The 18832-nt window shown below is 60.9% G+C and carries 21 protein-coding genes; 14 read left to right on the top strand and 7 right to left on the bottom strand.

The annotated features are described in order from the left end of the window. Nucleotides 1–22 precede the first annotated feature (22 nt). From FJW07_RS19745 to FJW07_RS19705, 9 genes are all read left to right on the top strand, one after another. A complete protein-coding gene (locus FJW07_RS19745) occupies nt 23–859 on the top strand; it encodes a GntR family transcriptional regulator (protein ID WP_140784815.1) in 837 nt (278 codons plus the stop codon). A gap of 202 nt (nt 860–1061) precedes the next feature. After that, nucleotides 1062–1838, top strand: coding sequence for an SDR family oxidoreductase (locus FJW07_RS19740; RefSeq protein WP_140858346.1), 777 nt, complete (start codon nt 1062–1064; stop codon nt 1836–1838). Nucleotides 1839–1865: 27 nt separating this feature from the next. After that, nucleotides 1866–2525, top strand: coding sequence for an L-fuculose-phosphate aldolase (locus tag FJW07_RS19735; protein ID WP_140858344.1), 660 nt, complete (start codon nt 1866–1868; stop codon nt 2523–2525). 62 nt (nt 2526–2587) lie between these two features. Continuing rightward, nucleotides 2588–3589, top strand: a complete 1002-nt coding sequence (locus tag FJW07_RS19730; protein ID WP_210239900.1) for a sugar ABC transporter substrate-binding protein — start codon at nt 2588–2590, stop codon at nt 3587–3589. A gap of 68 nt (nt 3590–3657) precedes the next feature. Continuing rightward, a complete protein-coding gene (locus tag FJW07_RS19725) occupies nt 3658–5184 on the top strand; it encodes a sugar ABC transporter ATP-binding protein (protein ID WP_181182682.1) in 1527 nt (508 codons plus the stop codon). Continuing rightward, nucleotides 5181–6212: an ABC transporter permease gene (locus FJW07_RS19720; protein WP_140858342.1), complete on the top strand. Its 1032-nt coding sequence runs from the start codon at nt 5181–5183 to the stop codon at nt 6210–6212. The genes FJW07_RS19725 and FJW07_RS19720 overlap by 4 nt, the downstream gene beginning before the upstream one ends. Further along, entirely contained in the window at nt 6209–7195 is a 987-nt protein-coding gene (locus FJW07_RS19715; protein ID WP_140858340.1) for an ABC transporter permease, read from the top strand. The genes FJW07_RS19720 and FJW07_RS19715 overlap by 4 nt, the downstream gene beginning before the upstream one ends. 21 nt (nt 7196–7216) lie before the next feature. Beyond that, nucleotides 7217–8182 (top strand): sugar kinase, encoded by a 966-nt coding sequence (locus tag FJW07_RS19710; RefSeq protein WP_140858338.1) that lies wholly within the window; start codon nt 7217–7219, stop codon nt 8180–8182. Further along, on the top strand, nt 8179–8946 hold the full coding sequence (locus FJW07_RS19705) for an SDR family NAD(P)-dependent oxidoreductase (RefSeq protein ID WP_140654143.1): 768 nt from the start codon (nt 8179–8181) through the stop codon (nt 8944–8946). The genes FJW07_RS19710 and FJW07_RS19705 overlap by 4 nt, the downstream gene beginning before the upstream one ends. Nucleotides 8947–9951: 1005 nt before the next feature. Here the strand turns inward: FJW07_RS19705 and FJW07_RS19695 are convergent. Next, complete coding sequence (locus FJW07_RS19695; protein ID WP_140858336.1) at nt 9952–10227, bottom strand: hypothetical protein; 276 nt, start codon at nt 10225–10227, stop codon at nt 9952–9954. A 131-nt stretch (nt 10228–10358) separates the two neighbouring features. Here FJW07_RS19695 and FJW07_RS19690 point away from each other — a divergent pair, with 131 nt between their 5' ends. Continuing rightward, nucleotides 10359–10457, top strand: a complete 99-nt coding sequence (locus tag FJW07_RS19690; RefSeq protein ID WP_140654139.1) for a putative RiPP precursor — start codon at nt 10359–10361, stop codon at nt 10455–10457. Nucleotides 10458–11263: 806 nt separating this feature from the next. On the opposite strand, the gene FJW07_RS19680 is transcribed toward FJW07_RS19690, so the two are convergent. The 3 genes from FJW07_RS19680 to FJW07_RS19670 all read right to left on the bottom strand — a co-directional run bounded on the left by FJW07_RS19680 (nt 11264) and on the right by FJW07_RS19670 (nt 12803). Further along, nucleotides 11264–11638, bottom strand: a complete 375-nt coding sequence (locus tag FJW07_RS19680; RefSeq protein ID WP_348640187.1) for a hypothetical protein — start codon at nt 11636–11638, stop codon at nt 11264–11266. Nucleotides 11639–11949: 311 nt separating this feature from the next. Beyond that, complete coding sequence (locus tag FJW07_RS19675; protein ID WP_140654135.1) at nt 11950–12225, bottom strand: hypothetical protein; 276 nt, start codon at nt 12223–12225, stop codon at nt 11950–11952. 152 nt (nt 12226–12377) lie between these two features. Beyond that, entirely contained in the window at nt 12378–12803 is a 426-nt protein-coding gene (locus FJW07_RS19670) for a response regulator (RefSeq protein ID WP_140654133.1), read from the bottom strand. A gap of 404 nt (nt 12804–13207) precedes the next feature. Between FJW07_RS19670 and FJW07_RS19655 the strand changes: the two genes are divergently transcribed. The 3 genes from FJW07_RS19655 to FJW07_RS19645 all read left to right on the top strand — a co-directional run bounded on the left by FJW07_RS19655 (nt 13208) and on the right by FJW07_RS19645 (nt 15863). Further along, complete coding sequence (locus tag FJW07_RS19655) at nt 13208–13417, top strand: hypothetical protein (protein ID WP_140654129.1); 210 nt, start codon at nt 13208–13210, stop codon at nt 13415–13417. Nucleotides 13418–14401: 984 nt separating this feature from the next. Continuing rightward, a complete protein-coding gene (locus tag FJW07_RS19650) occupies nt 14402–15226 on the top strand; it encodes a Ku protein (RefSeq protein WP_140654128.1) in 825 nt (274 codons plus the stop codon). Between the two features lie 43 nt (nt 15227–15269). Further along, nucleotides 15270–15863, top strand: a complete 594-nt coding sequence (locus tag FJW07_RS19645) for an SOS response-associated peptidase (protein WP_140654126.1) — start codon at nt 15270–15272, stop codon at nt 15861–15863. Between the two features lie 2 nt (nt 15864–15865). Here the strand turns inward: FJW07_RS19645 and FJW07_RS19640 are convergent, their stop codons facing one another. Together FJW07_RS19640 and FJW07_RS19635 are read right to left on the bottom strand one after the other, a co-directional pair. After that, nucleotides 15866–16195, bottom strand: coding sequence for a hypothetical protein (locus FJW07_RS19640; protein WP_140654124.1), 330 nt, complete (start codon nt 16193–16195; stop codon nt 15866–15868). Nucleotides 16196–16239: 44 nt separating this feature from the next. Further along, the gene (locus tag FJW07_RS19635; RefSeq protein WP_140858332.1) at nt 16240–16992 is read right to left on the bottom strand and encodes a hypothetical protein; all 753 of its coding nucleotides are present in this window, start codon (nt 16990–16992) and stop codon (nt 16240–16242) included. A gap of 151 nt (nt 16993–17143) precedes the next feature. Here FJW07_RS19635 and FJW07_RS19630 point away from each other — a divergent pair, with 151 nt between their 5' ends. Next, the gene (locus tag FJW07_RS19630; protein WP_140654120.1) at nt 17144–17602 is read left to right on the top strand and encodes a hypothetical protein; all 459 of its coding nucleotides are present in this window, start codon (nt 17144–17146) and stop codon (nt 17600–17602) included. A gap of 1006 nt (nt 17603–18608) precedes the next feature. Here FJW07_RS19630 and FJW07_RS19625 read toward each other — a convergent pair. Next, on the bottom strand, nt 18609–18832 hold a 224-nt coding region (locus FJW07_RS19625; RefSeq protein WP_246680811.1), incomplete at its 5' end, for a hypothetical protein.

Here is an 18832-nt window from a genome sequence, read left to right as displayed (position 1 = left end):
GATGATGGAACAAGCAACCAGAATGCGCGGGCGTCCTCGTTACGACCAGGAAGATGCCGAGGCGGCCGAGGCTTTCCGCTCGATCGGCTCCAAGGTCAAGCTCAACCGCGACGAGGCCGCACCCCTCTGGGTGCAGTTGCGCAACCAGGTCGAGGAAGCGATCAACACCGGCCTGCTGGCCGCCAATTCGCGCATTCCCTCCGAACAGGCGCTTTGCGATTTCTTCGGCGTCTCGCGCCCTGTCGTGCGCGCTGCGATCGGCTCGCTTTCCAACGAAGGGCGCATCATCAAGATGCCGCGCAAGGGCATGTTCGTCGCGGCACCCCGCGAGCATGTCGACTTCATGACCGCCAATCTCGGTGTGTTCGACGACCTGACCGCCAAAGGCCACAAGGTCTCGACCCGCACGCTGGAGATCTACCGCTGCCCGCCGAACGAGAAGGAGTCGAAGGTTTTCGGCATTCCCGCCAATGGCAGCGTGGTCCGCATCAGCCGCGTCTACATGACCGACGGCGCGCCGATCACCATGACGCGCATCAGCCTGCCGGGACATCGGGTACCGGGCCTGGAGAACATCCTGTCGGAAAACCAGTCGATCTTCGGCACCATCCGCGCCGTCTTCGGCCTGACCGTGAAGCGCGCCGACCGCTGGCTGCGCGCCGCCCTGCCCACCAAGGAAGAGGCCGATGAGATGGGCGTCGCCGCCAACACGCCGCTGATCGAGATCGAGTCGATCGCTTATGACGCCGACGGCGCCGCGCTCGAATATTATGAGGCCTTCTACAACTCCTCCGTGGCTCGCATCCACATGGCGGTCGAGCAGCCTTCGGCGACGGTGAATGGCGTCGACCGCACCTGATCATGGATCATTCAAAAAAGATTGCTGTTTTCTGGTTATAACCAGATTGACGGACCCCGGAAGCTTCTGTAACGTGCTCGCCATGGGGTCGGGAGGAGCCTGACCCCGGAGGCATTATCAGGACCGGTCGGCTTGCGGCGCTGCCTCGGCGGCGAGGGCGAAATGTTGCCCGCGCTCGAGCCTGTCCTGATGGAGGACGTGCATGGATTACCGGTCGCAATTCGACCTGACGGGCGAGGTCGCCGTCGTCACCGGCGGCGCCAGCGGCATCGGCTTGGAGGCCGCTAAGGCGCTCGGAACTTGCGGCGCGAATATCGTCCTGCTCGACATGAATGCGGATGGGCTGAAGGCCGGCGCCGAGGCGCTCGAGTCCGCCGGTGTCGTAAGCGTCGATGGCCGCGTGCTCGACGTCACCAATCCGGAAGCCGTCGAGGCGATGGCTGCCAAGGTCGTAGCTGACTTCGGCAAGGTCGATATCCTGGTCAACAGCGCCGGCATCGCGCGCCTCAACACCGCGCTCGACACGCCGGACGAGGAATGGCGCCTGGTGATGGATGTCAACGTCAACGGCGTCTACTGGGCCTCGCGCGCTTTTGGCCGCTCGATGGTCGCCCGCAAGAAGGGTTCGATCGTCAATCTGGGCTCGATGTCGGGCCTGATCGTCAACCGTCCGCAGACGGCGCCGTCCTATATGGTAAGCAAGGGCGCCGTGCACATGATGACCAAGGCGCTTGCGGTCGAGTGGGCGAAATCGGGCGTGCGCGTCAACGCGCTGGCGCCGGGCTATGTCGGCACCGAGATGACGCTGAAGATGCGCGAGCGTCCCGAGCTCTTCAACACCTGGATCGACATGACGCCGATGGGGCGCTTGGGCACGCCGCAGGAGATCGCCTCGGCGATCCTGTTCCTGGTCTCGCCGGCCTCGAGCTACGTCACCGGCGCGATCCTGTCGATCGATGGCGGTTACACGGCCTGGTAGTTGGCCTCGCAAGGATTGGTATATCGCATGACCCTTTCGGACCTCGAGGCGCGCCAGGCAATCATCGATGCCTGCATCCAGATGAACGCGCTGGGCATCAACCAGGGCACATCCGGCAACATCAGCCGGCGCCATGGCGAGGGCATGTTGATCTCGCCGACCAGCACGCCCTATGACACGCTGCAGCCGGAGGACATCGTCTTCATGGGGTGGAACGGCGAGGTCGACGGGCGCCTGCCGCCATCCAGCGAATGGCGCTTCCATCTCGACATCATGAAGGCGCGGCCCGAGGTCAACGCCGTCGTCCACGCCCATCCGACCTACTGCACCACGATCGCCATCATGGGCAGGAAAATACCGGCGATCCATTACATGGTCGCGGTCGGCGGCGGCAGCGACATACGCTGCGCGCCCTACGCCACCTTCGGCACGGCCGAGCTTTCGGCGCATGCGGTGGAGGCGCTGCGCGACCGCAAGGCCTGCCTGCTTGCCCAGCACGGCATGATCGCCGTCGGATCGAGCCTCGCTCAGGCCATGTGGCTTGCCGTCGAGGTCGAGACGCTGGCGCGCCAGTATCACGGCGCCCTGCAGATCGGAGAGCCGCCGGTGCTGTCCGACGAGGAGATCGAAAACGTCATCAAGCGCATGGCGAGCTACGGTCTGCGCGACGAGGAGGCCGCCGCCTGAGCGGCGGCAATCAGGCAGAATCCTCCGGAAGGCCCGGAGCGATTAACAAGGGAGGAAATGAAATGACCAGATCCATGAAAGGGCTCGTCAAGGCACTCGCCCTGGGATTGGCGGTGGCTTACAGCCTTGCCGCCGTCTCGGGCGCAACCGCCGAGGAGCTGTCGCTCAAGGGCAAGCGCATCGGCGTCTCGGCCATCGGCACGGACCATTATTGGGACCTGATGGCCTTCAAAGGCATCCAGGACCGCGTCAAGGAGCTCGGCGGCGAAGTCATCGCGCTCGACGCCGGTCGCAAGGACCAGCAGCAGATCGCGCAACTGCAGACGCTGATCGCGCAGAAGCCCGACGCCATCATCGAGCAGCTCGGCAATCTCGAAGTGCTGAACCCGTGGCTGCAGAAGATCCGCGATGCCGGCATCCCGCTGTTCACGGTCGATACCGCCACCCCGCACGCCATCAACAACACCACCTCCAACAATTACAATATCGGCGCCGAGATCGCCTTGCAGATGGTCGCCGACATGGGCGGCAAAGGCAATGTGCTGGTCTTCAACGGCTTCTACAGCGTGCCGGTCTGCAAGATCCGCTACGACCAGCTGAAATATGTGCTGACCTCGTTCCCGGATGTGAAGATCGTCGAGCCCGAGCTGCGCGACGTTATCCCCAACACGGTGCAGAGCGCCTATTCCAACGTCACCGACATGCTGACCAAGTCGCCCGAGAAGGGCTCGATCGGCGCGGTCTGGGCTTGCTGGGACGTGCCGCAGATCGGCGCCACGCAGGCGGTCGAAGCCGCCGGCCGCAACGAGGTCAAGACCTATGGCATCGACGGCAGCCCGGAAGTCATCAAGATGGTGATGGATCCGAAGTCGTCCGCCGGCGCGGTGGCAGCGCAACAGCCCTATGAGATCGGCAAGACCTCGGTCGACAACGTCGCCAAATACTTGGCTGGCCAGAAGGTGCCGCCCTTCACTTTCGTGCCTTCGGTGCTGATCAACAAGGAAAACGCCGCCGAAAAAGGAAAGCCGTTCCTCGACGCCGCCGAGAAGGCAGGCGTTAAATAGGACGGAACGAAACGACGGGCAGCCCAACGACTGTGGCTGCCCGTCATATCCAACCAGGATTGACGGCCATGCAGACAGCAAAGCGTGACATTGCTGTATCGATGACGGGCATATCGAAGCGGTTCGGACCGGTTCGCGCGCTGGAAAACGCCAACCTCGAGATCGCGCGCGGCTCGATCCTCGGCCTTGTCGGCCAGAACGGTGCCGGCAAGTCGACTATCATCAAGGTGCTGGCCGGCATCATCAAGCCGGACAGCGGCACTATTCTCATCAACGGCGAGACCGTCAGCACGCTGACGCCGGCTTCGGTCGAAAAGCTCGGCGTGCATTTCATCCACCAAGACAGGCTTTTGGTGCCGACCGCGACCGTCGGCGAAGCTGTCTTCCTCGGCCACGAAATCGGCCTCGGCCCGTTCGTCAGCCGCCGCGCCATGGAGCGCAGGGCCGCGGACCTGTTGAAGCGCTTCTTCGGCATGGAATTGCCAGCGGGAACTCTTGTGAAAGACCTGACGACCGCGCAGCAGAAGGTCGTGCAGATCACCCGCGCGCTGGCTCAGAAAGCGTCGGTGCTGGTGCTCGACGAGCCGACCGCGGCATTGGTCAAACGCGAGGTCGACAGCCTGTTCGACGTGCTGCGCCGGCTGCGCGACGACGGCATCGCCGTGGTCTTCATTTCCCACTACATGCAGGAGATCGAGAAGCTCTGCGACCGCGTCACCGTGATGCGCAACGGTACCGATGTCGGCACGGTCGATCCGCGCCAGACGTCGATCAACGAGATCATCTCGATGATGATCGCCCGCGATGTCGGCGAGATGTTCCCGAAGCGCTCGGTCACTCTAGGCGCCCCGGTTCTGGAGGTTTCCTCCCTCCGCCTCGGCGGCAGCTTCGAGAATATCGGCTTCAACGTGCGCGCCGGCGAGATCGTCGGCCTCACCGGCCTGCTCGGCTCCGGCGCCAAGGAAATCGTCCAGTGTCTGTTCGGCCTCAAGACCGCCGATGGCGGCCAGGTCAAGGTCGAGGGTAGGGAGCTTGCGTTGTCGACGCCGGTCAAGGCGGTGCGCGACGGCATTGCGATGCTGCCGGAAGATCGCCGCGCGCATGGAGTGGCGCTTGGCCTGTCGGTGCGCGAGAATATTTCTTTGGCCAGCCTGCGCCGCTACTCCAGGAGCGGCATGGTCAGCCGCGGCTTGGAGAACAAGGCGGTCGACGGCCTGATCAAGGAACTGTCGATCAAGACGCCGCATCGCGACGCGCTGGTGCGCGAGCTCTCTGGCGGCAACCAGCAGAAGGTGGCTTTGGCCAAATGGCTGAGCTGCCAGTCGCGCGTCTATGTGCTGGACGAGCCGACAGTCGCCGTCGATGTCGGCGCCAAGGTCGAGATCTACAATCTGTTGAACCGATTGGCGGGAGAGGGCGCGGCGATCCTGCTTCTGTCCTCCGACCTGCTCGAACTGGTCGGCGTCTGCGACCGCGTTCTGGTCGTCTATCGCGGCAGGCTCGCCGGCAGCTTCTCCGGTCCTTCGATGAACAGCGACGCGCTGCTGGCGGCTTCGTCCGGTGCGCGCTCGATCACCGGTGGAGTGGCCGCATGAGCGCGACTGTTCTCCACACCGAAGTCGGCGCGTCCGATGAAAAGCAAGCCGCCGCCAAGAGCGCGGGTCGGCGCTTCGGCGCGCTGGTCGTGCGGCTTGGCGCGATCGCCGCCTTCGCCGCGATCATGGCCTATTTCGTCATCTTCGCGCCGGGCTTCACCTCGACCTTCAACCTGATCAATGTCGTCGAGCAGTCGGCGATCCTAGGCGTGCTCGCCTATGGCATGACGGCCGTCATCATCGGCGGCGGCTCCGATGTCACCGAAGGCGGCATCGACCTGTCGATCGCCGCCAATATGGGGCTCTGCGCCGCCGTCTACGCAACACTTTTGTCGATGGGCTATGGCGACTTTCTTTCGGTGCTCGCTGCCATCGCCGTCGGCATGGCGGTCGGCGCGTTGAACGCCCTTGCCGTGGTCGGCCTCGGCATCCTTCCCCTGCTTGCGACGCTTGCCGTCCTCAATGTCGCGGCCGGCATGGAACTCACGCTCACCCAGAACACGGTCGTCGGCGCATCCTCGCCGCTGCTCGGGGTGCTGGTTTCGGGAAGCTTCCTCGGCATCTCGGCGCTTGCCTGGGCGCTGATCGTCTTCTCCGCTATCATGATCGCAGTCGTCCACGGCACGGCATTCGGGCTCAGGCTCTACGCTGTCGGCGGTCATCCCGAGGCAGCGCGGGCGGCCGGTATCGGCGTCCCCTTCTACGTCTCCTTCACATACATCCTCAGCGGCTTCTGTGCTGCTGTAGCGAGCATCCTCACCGTCTCTCGCCTGTCGGCCAGCACACCCGGTTCCGGCGAGCTGCTCCTGTCAGTGCTGGCGGCGGCATTGCTCGGCACGGTCTTTTCCCGCCGCTTGGTGCCGACCATGGGCGGCACGCTGCTCAGCGTGCTGTTCATCGGCCTTCTGGCCAACGGCTTCCAACTGCTCAACGTCTCCAGCTATTGGGTCAACGGGGTGCAGGGTGCGCTGATCCTGCTGGTGGTGGCGATCACGTCCTTTGCCCGCGGTTCGGAGGGTTCGCGATGAGTGTCTCGGCCAACGAGAACGCAGCCAAGGCGAGCCTGCGCGGCTTCCTCGCCAAATACAGCGTGCTCATTGCCTTCGCGGCCATCGTCATCTTCTTTTCGGTGGCGAGCCCGACCTTCCTGACGCCGGCCAATCTCTTCAACGTGCTGGTCAACAACGTCGTCATGCTGGCGATCGTGGCGCTGGGGCTCACCATCGTCATCTCGTCGGGCGGCATCGACCTTTCGGTCGGCGTGTCCGTCGACATGGCAAGCATGATCTTCGTCATGCTGCTGGCCGCCGGCTACAGCGGCGCGGTCGGCGTCGCGGGCGGGCTCGGCGCCGCGCTGATCGTCGGCCTGCTGAATGCGATCCTTATCACCAGGCTCAACATCAGCCCCTTCCTGGCGACGCTCGGCGTGCTCTTCATCGGCCAGAGCACGCAGCAGCTCGCCACCAGCGGCGGCCAGCCGATCTATCTCACAAGCGGCTATGCAGCAGACCAATTCAACGCCATTGCCCGCACCGCTATGTTCGGAATACCGACGCCGGTCATCGTGCTGATCGTCCTGGCGATCGCGGTCCATCTCCTGCTGCATCGCTCGGTCTTCGGCCGCTATGTCCAGGCCATGGGCGCCCAGCCCGGCGTCGCCTGGTATTCCGGCATCCGCGTGCCGCGCGAATTGTCGATGGTGCATGTGCTGTGCGCGCTGCTTGCCGGCATCACAGGTATATTGTTGTCCGCGACGGTGAAGTCCTACGTGCCGCTGTCGGGCAACGCTTTCCTGCTCGACGCGATCGGCGCCACCTTCATCGGCACGACGCTCAGCCGCGAGCGCAAGCCCTCGGTGATCGGCACGCTGCTCGGCGTGTTGCTGCTCGCCATCGTCAAGAACGGGCTGCTGCTCGTCGGCTGGAATTTCTACTGGCAGCAGGTCGGCATCGGCGTGCTCGTCTTCCTGGTGCTGGCCGCAAGCTTCGGCCTGCGCCGCGCCGCCCATTGAGTTCGAAAGGTCCAGTCAGCCATGCCACAATTCGACGTCAGCTCGATCGGCTTCTACGTCCTCGACATCCTGGGACGGCCGGTCTCGCGCATCCCCGAAGGCGGCCGCGCCGACTATATTGAGGAGATCCGCATGACTGTCGCCGGCACGGCCGGCGCGACCGGGATGGCCTGCGCCATCCTCGGCCTGAAGACCCGGGCTGTCACCACGCTCGGCAGCGACGACATGGGCGACTGGTTCCTGGCCAAACTTCAGAAATATGGGCTGGAGACGAGCCTTGTGCGCCGTGACGGCAGCGTCCAGACGTCATCCACCATCCTGCCGGTGCGGCCGAACGGCGAGCGGCCAGCCTTGCATGTTCCCGGCACCGCCACCCTGTTCGAGGTCGCCGATGCCGATCTCGACGCGGCGCTCGACGCCACCGTCGTCCATGTCGGCGGCACCGGCCTCCTGAAGCGCTTTGACGGCGAGCCGACCGTCAGGCTCTTGAAGCGCGCCAAGGAGCTTGGCCGCGTCACCACTTTCGATCTCATCCAGGCGACGCCGGAGACCTGGAAGCTGGTCGAGCCGTGCCTGCCCTACATCGACTATTTCGTGCCCAGCATCGACGAGGCCGGTGAGATGGCGCATGACCGCGATCCGGCCAGCGTCGCCGCCTTCTTCAAGGCGAGGGGCGTGAAGAACTGCATCCTCACGCTCGGTGCCGGCGGCGTCTATGTCTCGCCCGAGCATCGCGAGGATTTCCATCTGCCGGCCTTCGAGGTCGAGGTGTTCGACACCACGGGCTGCGGCGACTCCTTCACCGCCGGCATCATCGTCGGCATCGTCAAAGGCTGGGACCTGAGGCAGTCCGCACGCTTTGCCAGTGCCGTCGCCGCCAAGGTGGCGATGGGGCTCGGCTCCGACGGCAAACTCGTTTCGTTCGACGACACGATCGCGGCGATGAACTCGCTCCCGGTCAAGACATCAAAGGTGGAACCAGCATGACCATTCTTCCTGAGGCCAAGGGCAAGACGGCTCTCGTCACCGGCGCCAGCCGCGGCATCGGCAGGGCGCTCGCAAAGGGGCTCGCCGAAGCGGGCTTCGACGTCGCCATCACCGATCTGCACTCGCAGGCGGCCGAGCTCGACGTGACCAAAGGCGAGATCGAGGCGGCCGGCCGCAAGGCCTATGTCTACACGATGGACGTCAGCAAGAAGAAGGACATCGACGCCACCGCGCAGGCGCTGCTCAAGGCTGCCGGAAGCATCGACGTGCTGGTCAACAATGCCGGTATCCTCAAGCCCAGCCTGCTGCAGGATCTCGACGAGGCCAATTGGGACGCGCATTTCGACGTCAACGCCAAGGGCGTGCTGATGATGTGCCAGGCGGTGCTGCCGCATATGCGCGCCAGGAAGTCGGGCAGGGTGATCAACATCGCCTCGATCGCCGGCCGGCAGGGCGTGCCGACGCAGGGCCACTACGCCGCGACCAAGGCGGTAGTGATCACGCTCACCCGCGTGCTGGCGCAGGAGGTCGGCATGGACGGCGTCACCGTCAACGCCATCTGCCCAGGCATCATCCTGACCGAGATGGGCAAGAACAATCTGGGCAGCGAAGCGGCGATCCGCCATTGGGAGGATGTCGCGGCGCTGAAGCGCCTCGGCGCGCCGGAGGACATCATCGGCCCGGTCTTGTTCTTCGCCTCGGATCTGTCGGCCTTCGTCACTGGGCAGGCACTCAACGTGGACGGCGGCATCTACTACCACTGACTACTCTCTGAGGTGGCCTGCGTGATCGCCATATCCGCTTCGCTCCGAAGCCGTCGAGACTATGAGGGCTGGAAGGTCGGCTTCGTAGTTTAGCTCAACCATCCCCTGACCGGACCTTCCGCTTCCGCGAAGAGTTTCGGGCGCCGGCAAGCGTACGAAGTCCCGAGGAAGGAACCCGCGGGCCACAGGTGATGGCTATGGGGATTTCGGATTTTGGCAGATGTCGGCAATGGCGCGACCCGGGAACTCTGGGGTGAATACGGACAGACCGCTTCGTTGCGCCTCCGCGCGGTGATGGCGGGACGGTGGGCGGCTGGGCGCGGCTCTGTCGGAGTCGATCATCACCATAGACGTGTGTCGATCCGCTGCCGGAGGCTGAGTGCCCGCAACTGAAGGCTGAACCATTCCATGCCGGGTCATGGCGTGCTGCTCCCGGTCGACCGGGAACCGTGTGGCGGTTCGCGCGGCTGCCTCCATCGTTCGAACACCTCGATCACGATCATGCGGCCGTCACAGCATGGGCATGGCGGGCGGAAGTTGTCCGGTTCGTCCGTGGTGTCATCGTCGGACGGTACGGCTACGTTGAGGAGTTCACGAGCAAGCCGCGAGGCTGGCCTCGCGAGCGGAACCGGCAAGCGATTCGGGAATACCTACACCCTATCCGATTACATCAAACGCCTGACTGAGCGGATTGACCAGTTGGAACAGCGTCAACTGAAGCAAGCAGTGCCTTAACATTTGTGAAGGCGCTCGCCGCCCGCTGCGCGTATTGTGTTGGTTCGTCCCTTTGGTGGGTCGAGACCATAGCCAACCTTTGCCCGCTGGCCCTGGCCGGCGGGCTTTTTCATTTGATATCTGAGCGCACCGCTTGGCTCGGCGCCGCGTCCTTGACGGAACCTTTGACGCCTGCCACTTGAGAATTGCCAGCATGGCTCCTGGTCATTTCAAACCCTACCTCCAACCCCGGCTCCGGCAGGCGGGTTTTTTGTCGGGCGGTGGCCTAGTCTAGGCGTGGTCAGCCTCCGTTTGCGGGATGTAGAGCGCGTTTCCTGAAGGCGCTTTCGCCGCGAACTGAAGCGTAAACAGGAGATGATTTTCATCGTCCGTCACATTCATGATCCAAGGGGTCATACCCTCCCAGAAAGAGCGCTTGCTCTCGTTTATCATCTCGCCCGCAGCACGCACGGCTTCTTGCCGCGCCGCGTCCAGATCCGGGAGATCGACACCATCTCCGTCGGGGATGAATTCGCCGTTGTCGACGTGGAAATAATAGGTTGTCATGATGCTCTGCCCTTGTTGGACAGGCCCAAACTGTCGCGGGGCCACTTTGTTACTCACAGCTTGGCAACCAAAGAAGGCCAGGGGACAATGTCATGGTGTTTGAGAGATCAACCGAAACCGGGAGAATTCCCATGAAGAAGGCCTACGAGAAGCCCATGCTGGTGCGCCAGGGCAAGCTTTCCGCAGCCGTTGCAACCGCGTCTGTTGTAGTCGTCCTGCCGCCAGGCTGACGACACCGCATCTTAGCGCCCGTCGGCTCCGGCCGACGAGGCTTTTACATCATCATCGGTTTGTCGGGTCGCTATCAGATGCCTGTGCTTCTCGAAGAGGTGCAGCTTCTCGGCGTATCCAAGCCCCAGCGCTGCCTTGCAGGACAGGCATTTGAATGAGGAAATGGTCTTGAACCATATGCCTTTTCGAACGATCGCGCGTTCGCATCGTGGGCACTCAAAGGTGAGATATTGGTCTTCAAGTTCTCGAGGAAGCGGCAATCCGGCACCTTTTGAATGATGGATGCCCACCATCATCGCAGGTAGTGGCGGGCATCCATGACCTGGCGACGAAGGGACTATGCTCGCCAGCACCTCCTAATGAAGATCTGCGGAAAATGTTTCGCCCTCGGGACTTATGAGTTGGCGGATAAGACGTTCGTCCGACGGATATTACGACTGACGGGAGCAACACACAGGTGTCGAGGGAACTACTCGGGTTTTGCGCTGTTGCTGAGTAGCCTGCCGCGCACGTTGCCAGTTTGCGCGCCCAGGCTACTCCAGTAACTGCCCGCTGGCTTTGGCCGGCGGGCTTTTTCTTGTCTTGAGAACCAGCGGTGGCGCCGGTCATTTTCACCGCGTTTAAGGATCTTCAACCTTGGGGGAGTTTTCAGTGAAGAAGACCTATGAGAAGCCCGTCCTCGTTCGCAAGGGCAAACTTTCCGTTATCGTTGCCGGACCGTCTGTGCCTCCGCCTGAGCCGGCTTGATCTATCACCGATCAGGCGAACTGCATAATCCCCCAGGTTCCGGCGGGCGGGTTTTCTTTTAGGACGCCTTGTCGATGAGCGGCGCCTTCCGCTTCGGAGGCACATAGCGCGTCTTCAGGGTGACTATTTCGGCATCGACGGTGACAGGGATGCCGAGGTTCACGGTGACCTTTGTCCCATCGACATGCGTGACATCGCCCACCAGCTCGATCGGCCGACCCTTGCTGACCTTTGATGTCCGATCGAGGATCGAATGCGGCTGGTTGTAGCCAGGGATCGAGACGCTGACGAGATCCTCGGTTACTCGCCGGCGCACCATCGCTATAATCGTGACCTCGTCGCCGATGTTGATGTTACCCTTCGCCATGCCATTGAGTCTGGTGCGACGGCTGGGTTCGTCAAGCCTTTGGTAATATTCTCGCTGCCTGCTCATTCGTTGCCTTCCGGGCGGCGCAAAGCCTGAACACCCCCAAGCTAGCGGCCCGACAGTTCCGCGTTGGGGTGCGTGGGGCTAAACCGCCGGGCCTAACCGACTCGTAGGGGAGAGTCGGCTAAATCGGAAGCTAAATTAGCATAATTGCATTGACATAAGTTTTTATGTCTTTCCACCGGTTTCGCTGCCGAGTTCGCGCTGCTTTCCGCTGTCCCCCCGGCCAGCCTGCCGCGCATCTTTCCACTTAGCGCATCTACTCCAGTAACTCTGCCGCTGGCTTTGGCCGGCGGGCTTCTTTGTCGGGCTCAACCCTAGCCGCGGTCAGCCTCCGTGCGCGGGATGTAGAGCGCATCGCCTGAAGGCACTTTCGCCGCGAACTGAAGCGTGAACAGGAGATGATTCTCATCATCCGTCACATTCATGATCCAAGGCGTCATATGCTCCCAGAAAGACTGCTTGCTGTCGTTTATCATCTCGCCAGCAGTGCGCACTGCTTCCTGCCGCGCCGCGTCTAAATCCGGGAGATCGACCCCTTCAGGGTCGGGGACGAAGGTGCCGTTATCAACGTGGAAATAGTATCTGGTCATGCTGCTCTGGCCCGTTGAACAAGCTCAAACGCTCTCAGCGCAACTTTGTTTCTCCCGAGATTGACAACCAGAGAAGGCACGGGGCAACCTAGTGCTAAAAGGCAGGTCCTGAAGGCGGTTCATCCCCGGTGTGGACATTAAGGGAATACCGCTCAGCCCTCGACCATCGCCTTCGCGATTTCGACGAGCTTCTGCATAGAGGCCGGCTTCAACAGAAAATGGCCTGCGCGGAACACGTCAGCCCCTTCGTCCAGAGGGGTTCCGGAATGCACTATGAATGGGACGTTTCTTTCCAAAAGCGTGCCGGCGACAGCGTGGCACGAGCCGTCCGCCAACTCGACGTCCACTATGGCGAGATTTGGCGTGTGACCGCTGAGAAACCGATTGGCCTCCTCGCACGACCGCGCCACTACCACCGCAAAGCCGGCCTCTGCCAAATGCGTTTCTACGTCGAGAACGATCAGCATTTCGTCTTCGAGGACGAGAGCTATCGGCGCTTTCAATGCAAATCCCCAACCCGCGATGATGCGACGAGGGGATTTTAAGCAGTCGCGCAATCTTTGCGAGTCGATTTCCACCAATCCCCGGCGCTATGCGAATCTTTATCTTCATCGCGCTGCTGCTCAGCGCACTGGGTGCCTCAACGGCATCTTTTGCTGGAAACTGTCAGCATGACTATGACACGGCCTCCGACGGATCGCGCTGCGGTGATCGTTCCGCGGATAGCCGGCCCGGCGGCAATTAAAGATCTGGAGAGATTGATGAAAAGACATATGAGAAGCCCGTTCTTGTTCGCAAGGTCAAGCCTTCTGCTATCGTTGCAGGACCGTCGGCACCGCCTGTCATCGGATGATCGCTAAGGGCTGAAATGTGAGGCCCCTCGGCTCACCGCCCGGCGGGCTTTTTCTTTCGTTGACAACGGAGACTTTCAAAGGCGAGTTTGACGGCGTTTGAGGGATCGACCTGTCTAGGGAGGGACTTCATGCCAATTCTTGAAAGAGCCAGAGAAGCAGGCGTCTTCAGTTCGTCGGAGGTCGCGCTACTCGGTCGCGTGTTCGACAAATTGAAGGATGAACATCAGTCCCCCGAGCGACGCGAAGCCCTCGCATCTCGCCTGCTGGCCAACTATTTGGCAGGGATCAGGGACGAGGCTGAACTGCTGTCAGTGTCAAAACTGCCACTCGGTCGCTAGATGATACTCCTTACGCTGTAGCCTGGCTCGCGAATGATACAAGATGATGCGCACCGGGCCTAGCAAACATCTGCTTAAAGAATGCAGACGACCCCACCGCGAGAACCTGTCAGGCCTTTTGAAGGCCGCCTCTAGCCGGCCAACCCGGAAAATCCCCCTCGTTGTTGCTCCCGAGCTACAGCCCATTAGTCAAAACTGCATTAGGAAGAGCCTTATGTGGGGTTCCTGGGTTCGGGCGGACCACCCGGGAAGGGGAGCACGAGCAGTTTGAGGGAAGATAGCCCGTCGGCTTCGGTCGGCGGGCTTTTTTCACGTTCTGTTACGCCTGATCCGCATCCGAAACCTTTCCGCTCACAACCAGTTCGGCGCGATGCACGGAGTTTCAGATGTGTCGCGACGGAAGAGACCACAAGAAAGACTTGGCTGATCTATTGGTTCGGCGGCTGGTTAAAGAGACAGGGATTTCCGAAGAGCAGGCCCGAGAGCTCGTCGAGATGATCGGCACTGACTGGGCATCGCTCCTGCGTGAAGCGCGCTTCCTGAAGCGAAGGCATTGATCCCCACGGAACATTCTCGTCACGACAATGTTGGGTAGCCGCGACGCGTGCCCCTCCCAGCGTTTCACGGCGTCGCGTCGGGTTTGGCAGTTCCCGGCATGAGCCCGCATCGTTCCCCCCCGGTGCGGGCTCTTTCATTACCCCAAACGCAATTCCGCCGCGAGCGCTTCAAGGGCTCTCACGTCTTCTGAGTAGGATGCCGCGTGTGCTGGATACCGCTCCATCTGCTGGCGATAGAACTTCAGCCACTTCGGCAAGTCCGCGACCGGGAACGTTCCTCGCCAGATGCCCTTCTCCAGCGTGAATGTACCCGTCTTCGAATCGTAAGTCGCTCTCGTCTGCATGCCCCCTGATACCATTCGTCCGACCGGGAACCATGCCCAGCGCCAACTGTTCCTGTATCATTCGATCAGCGAGGGAACAGGACATGGCAGCGCCACGCGCAGTGTGGAAGGGTTTTCTGAAGGTCGGATCCGTGACTTGTGGCGTCAAGCTGGTCGGCGCTACCACCGAGACCGGCAAGGTCCATTTCAAGATCCTGAGCCGCGAGGACGGGCTTCCCGTCAAGAGCGCCTATGTCGACGAGCAGACCGGCGACCTGGTTCCCGCGGAAGACCAGATCAAAGGCTATGAGGTGGAGAAGGGCGAGTTTCTCGAAATCGAGCCGGACGAGATCAAGAAGCTCAAGCTGACGTCGCACCATACGCTGGAGGTCGACGGCTTCGTTGCGATCGACGATATCGACACCCGATATCTTGAAAAGCCCTATTACGTCATTCCGGCCGATGGCACTGCTGCCGAGGCATTCAATGTTCTTCGGGAAGCCATGGCCAACAAGCGGGTGGCCGCTCGATCCTGCGTTGTTCTTTACCAGCGGGGTCGAGAGGTCGTGATCCAACCCTTCGGCAAGGGAATGCTGCTGACCGAACTGCGCACGCATAACGAGATGATTTCGGAAAACAGCGTCTTCGACGATCTGAAGAGCCCGAAGTACGACAAGGATTTGCTCGAAATTGCCGGGCTCCTGATCGAGAAGAAGGTGACTAAGTTCGATCCGTCGAAGTTCGAAGATACCTATGAGGATGCGTTGATCGCAATGATCGACGCCAAGCGCAAGGGCAAGAAGCCGCCCAAGCCGGCACCAAAACCCAAGGAGAATGTTGTCGACCTCGCCGCCGTACTGAAGAAGAGCCTCGCCAAGGAGGGCATTAGGCCGGCGCCAAAGTCGAAGCCTGCACGAAAATCGGCCTAGTAGCTTCCTAAGATCATCCTTCGTCGTTTCCGCGGGAAACTCCATGTGCAACGACTACGAGCAGCACGTCGCCTGGGCAGAATATTGCCGGATGATGGAATCGTTGGCGCTGAATATCCCGACCCATCAAACCGAACTTGATCTTCCCCAGGCTGACGACATCCGCATCAACGATCCGGCGCCGATCATGCGTGCTGCCGGAGACGGCGTTGAACTTGTGTCGATGACGTTTGGTTTTCCGCCGGCCGGCCCGAAGGGAGGGCCGGTGTTCAACTTCCGGTCCGAAGGGCGTCGTTTTGCTGACAGCAAACGCTGCCTCGTGCCGGCATCGGCGTTCTTCGAGTTCACGGGCACGAAATATCCAAAAGCCAAACACCGCTTCACGTTGAACGGTGCTCCATTCCTAACCATTGCCGGGCTCTGGCGTGAGGCGGCCGGCAACAAGCCGCCCACCTTCACTATGTTGACGACCGACCCTGGGCCGGATGTCGCGCCGTATCACAATCGGCAGGTGGTCGTTCTTCAGCCTGAGAATTGGAGAGTCTGGCTCGATCTATCGAGACCGGAAAGCGAGTTGTTGCGACCCTTGCCGGCGGGATCGTTATCCGTTGAAACGGTACGGCCAGAGCGCGCCTGAGTTCAGTTCCGCAGGATTTCCGGCACACTGAGAGGTCCAATCTCGAAGATCCGCTGATAGACGCCCTTGCGGCGCCAGGCGCCACGTGCTCGGCCATTCTCACGGTCATGCTTGGGATCGAACATGAACCCGCCGAAGTGGTCAAGGAAGGCGGCGGCGGCATCGCGATCTGCGAAACAGTGCAATCGCCATTGCTCCTGCTTGCCGTCTTCCCAGATTGCAATCACCGATCGCGTCCGGCATGATAGCCCTTGCTCCTCGAGAAACCGTCGGATCAGCGTGAAGTTGTATGCTGTGCAGATGTCGTCGGGCAGAGCGACTTGGTGCGGCATCTCGCGATCGATGACCGTTGGCGGCGGAATGCTGCGATTTCGTCTCACCATGCCGGGGGCAGAAAACTGTCAGCCTGCAGGCGCATTGCCGCGAGTGTAACTGCAATTGCCGCGTTGGCAGGAGGCTTCTCCATGTGTTGATAGCCATCTGAGCAACGCCACGCAGCCACGCTCAAATCGACGTGCTCATCCCTGTCGCGATCCGGTTCGATGATGCGAGCATCGCATGGTTCCTGGTCGACTTCGATCGTCCATTTGGGAAGGGATTTCTTGGTGATCTCCAAAATCTGTGCCAGTTTGCCCGTGAGATAGGGGAGCTCCATTTCGGCCGCTTCTTCGGGTGTGCACGGCCCATCGATCCAGCCCATTACGTAACAGGTATCGATATCGAGTTGCCGGTCGGGGCCGATGGCCGTCTCCAAGCGCTCGATGATCTCCCGGTATCGCCCCTGCCTGTCCGGCCATGTAGCAAGGTTCGCCGTCTTCACCCTCGGTTCAACTGGACCGATCCCCAAAACCCGGTGCGGGCGAACGACCTTGTCTTCGGGCCATCCCGCACAGCAAGCTTGGCAAGCGGCGCGTTCGGCCTCGTACCAGACGCTGGCTGCCGTCTCCTGTTTCTTGCTGGGCTCTGGAAAGTCAGGAAATTTCTCTTTCATCCAGGGATCGGCTGCCAGCATCCCGTTGACAGCATCTTCGTATGAAATTCCCGAGCGGGCGAAAACAGCCTCCGCGGCCGCGACGCCGCGGCACAACTCTTCCCAGGTTGCATTCTCAATCACCAGTCGAAGCGGCATTCCTGCCTCCTGTGGCTATCATGCAAGAAGTGAACAAAATAGGAACAAAACTGTCAAGCTGCCATTGACCGGCTAGGAATTTGTTCTCTATTCAAAGGGGATCAGCACTTCGGAGGAATAGGCGGTCGCCCAAGCGTCCGGCTGCGGAGCTATGGGGAAAACAGCAGAGGACAATTTCCGAATCGAGGTGTGGGATCGCGACGAGATCGCCCTTATCGAAACCATATCGCGATCACCGGATTTCGTCGTGTCGCAGGCCGGATGGCAGGCGGCAATTCGGCGTCGGCCGGGAATGCTGCTCATTCATCGAAACGCCAATTACGCAATGGAGAAGCTGCTCACGCCTGGCGAGCCAACCGTTCCTCTCGAGACGATAGTGGACGGTAGCATACACGCCGGTCTCGATGTGGCGCTTGGCGATCTCCGAAGCTGGCACACGCTTCGGGCCTGGTGCAAAAACTGCTCGCATCATGCATCGGTGAAACCCGAGGCGCTCATCAAACGCTATGGCAAGGCCGCGCTGTTCAGTTCTGTGGAGCGGGCGCTTTTTTGCACAAGTTGTAATCGAGGTGGACCAGTTCGCCTCGAAATCCTGTCGCTGCCTCGATGAACGGCTTGGACAGCGACTTTCCAGGTTGAGGTTGGAACAACGGTGGCAAGCGAAGATTAGGACACCCTAACGCATGGGAGCGCGGCGATGAGGTTCGAGACAATGTGTGATCCAGCCGATGAGTGGCTGGTATATGACCGGTCGACGGATTTGCCCGCACTCCGCCACGACAGTTTGCTTATCGGGCTGTCGCGAACGGAAGCGGAGCGCTTGGCTCATGAGGCCAATTCGCTGAAGGCCTCGGAACCAGCATATGAAGCTAGCGTTGCTGATGAAACCGACGTCACCAGGATTCGACAATGCCCAACAATATTTCCCGACACGAAGAGCAGCGCGGCACTCGAAATGTTCTAATGTGGGGCGCTGTTGCAGCCCTGGTGATATTCGTGGTGTTGTTGGCTTTTATATTCTGGCCCGCTGTAACACCATAACCTACGTGCACCGGCGACGCGTTCGACGGCGTGACGTTCACGCCGCCGGCGCCGGGTGCTCCGCATTTTGGGATACGGAGATACCACATACATCCCGTCATTCGGGTTACTTACCGCAACAGGGACAAATATCAGGAGCGAACGATATTGTGGTGTCGCTCTTTATCCGGCGATTTGCGATTGAGTTTCCCAAGTCGCGCTCTAACTGGTCGGCAATGTTAGCGACGACATTGCCCGTGATGGTGTTAGTCGCTATCTGACCGGTTCTAGCCTGCCTCGAAAACTCCCGAAGCATCTTTCGAAAACGATCAACTTGCATTATCCCATCCCTTGCAAACTAGTACAGAAGGGTACGCTAAAGCATTTCTGACACCAAGGCTATTAGCTACCTTGGAAACCGTCGCTCTCTTGTTTCTCGCTGTGCGATCCGCGCTTTCGCATCCGACGTGACTCTGATGCGCTACCGCGCTTGTGATCCGGCCCAGTCTTAAGCACCCCTGGAGCATTTCGTTAGAGCGCTTCGTGTCAGTGGACGCTTGCTGCTTCGGCAGCCCTAACGAATCGCCGGTGCTTTGTCATTCCTTCGCCAGCCGGCCTTCAAGCTCTTTCATAAAATGGGCTTCGTTGAGCAGCATTTCCCAATCGGTGCCGAAACGCCCAATAAGATCGTGGGCTTGCTCGTTGGAGATGTTTGCTTCTCGGGACAACCGGTCTGCCAAGAGATCAAAGGTGGCGGGATCTGCCTCGAGCAAGCTGCCATCGCGATGCTGCATCGCCGCCGCGATCACTTCGAAGACGC

This window comes from Mesorhizobium sp. B3-1-9 (assembly GCF_006439595.1).
In the GTDB taxonomy this organism is placed as follows: Bacteria; Pseudomonadota; Alphaproteobacteria; order Rhizobiales; family Rhizobiaceae; genus Mesorhizobium.
The sequence above is the reverse complement of the archived record's forward strand: the minus strand, read 5'-3'. Positions and strand labels throughout refer to the sequence as shown.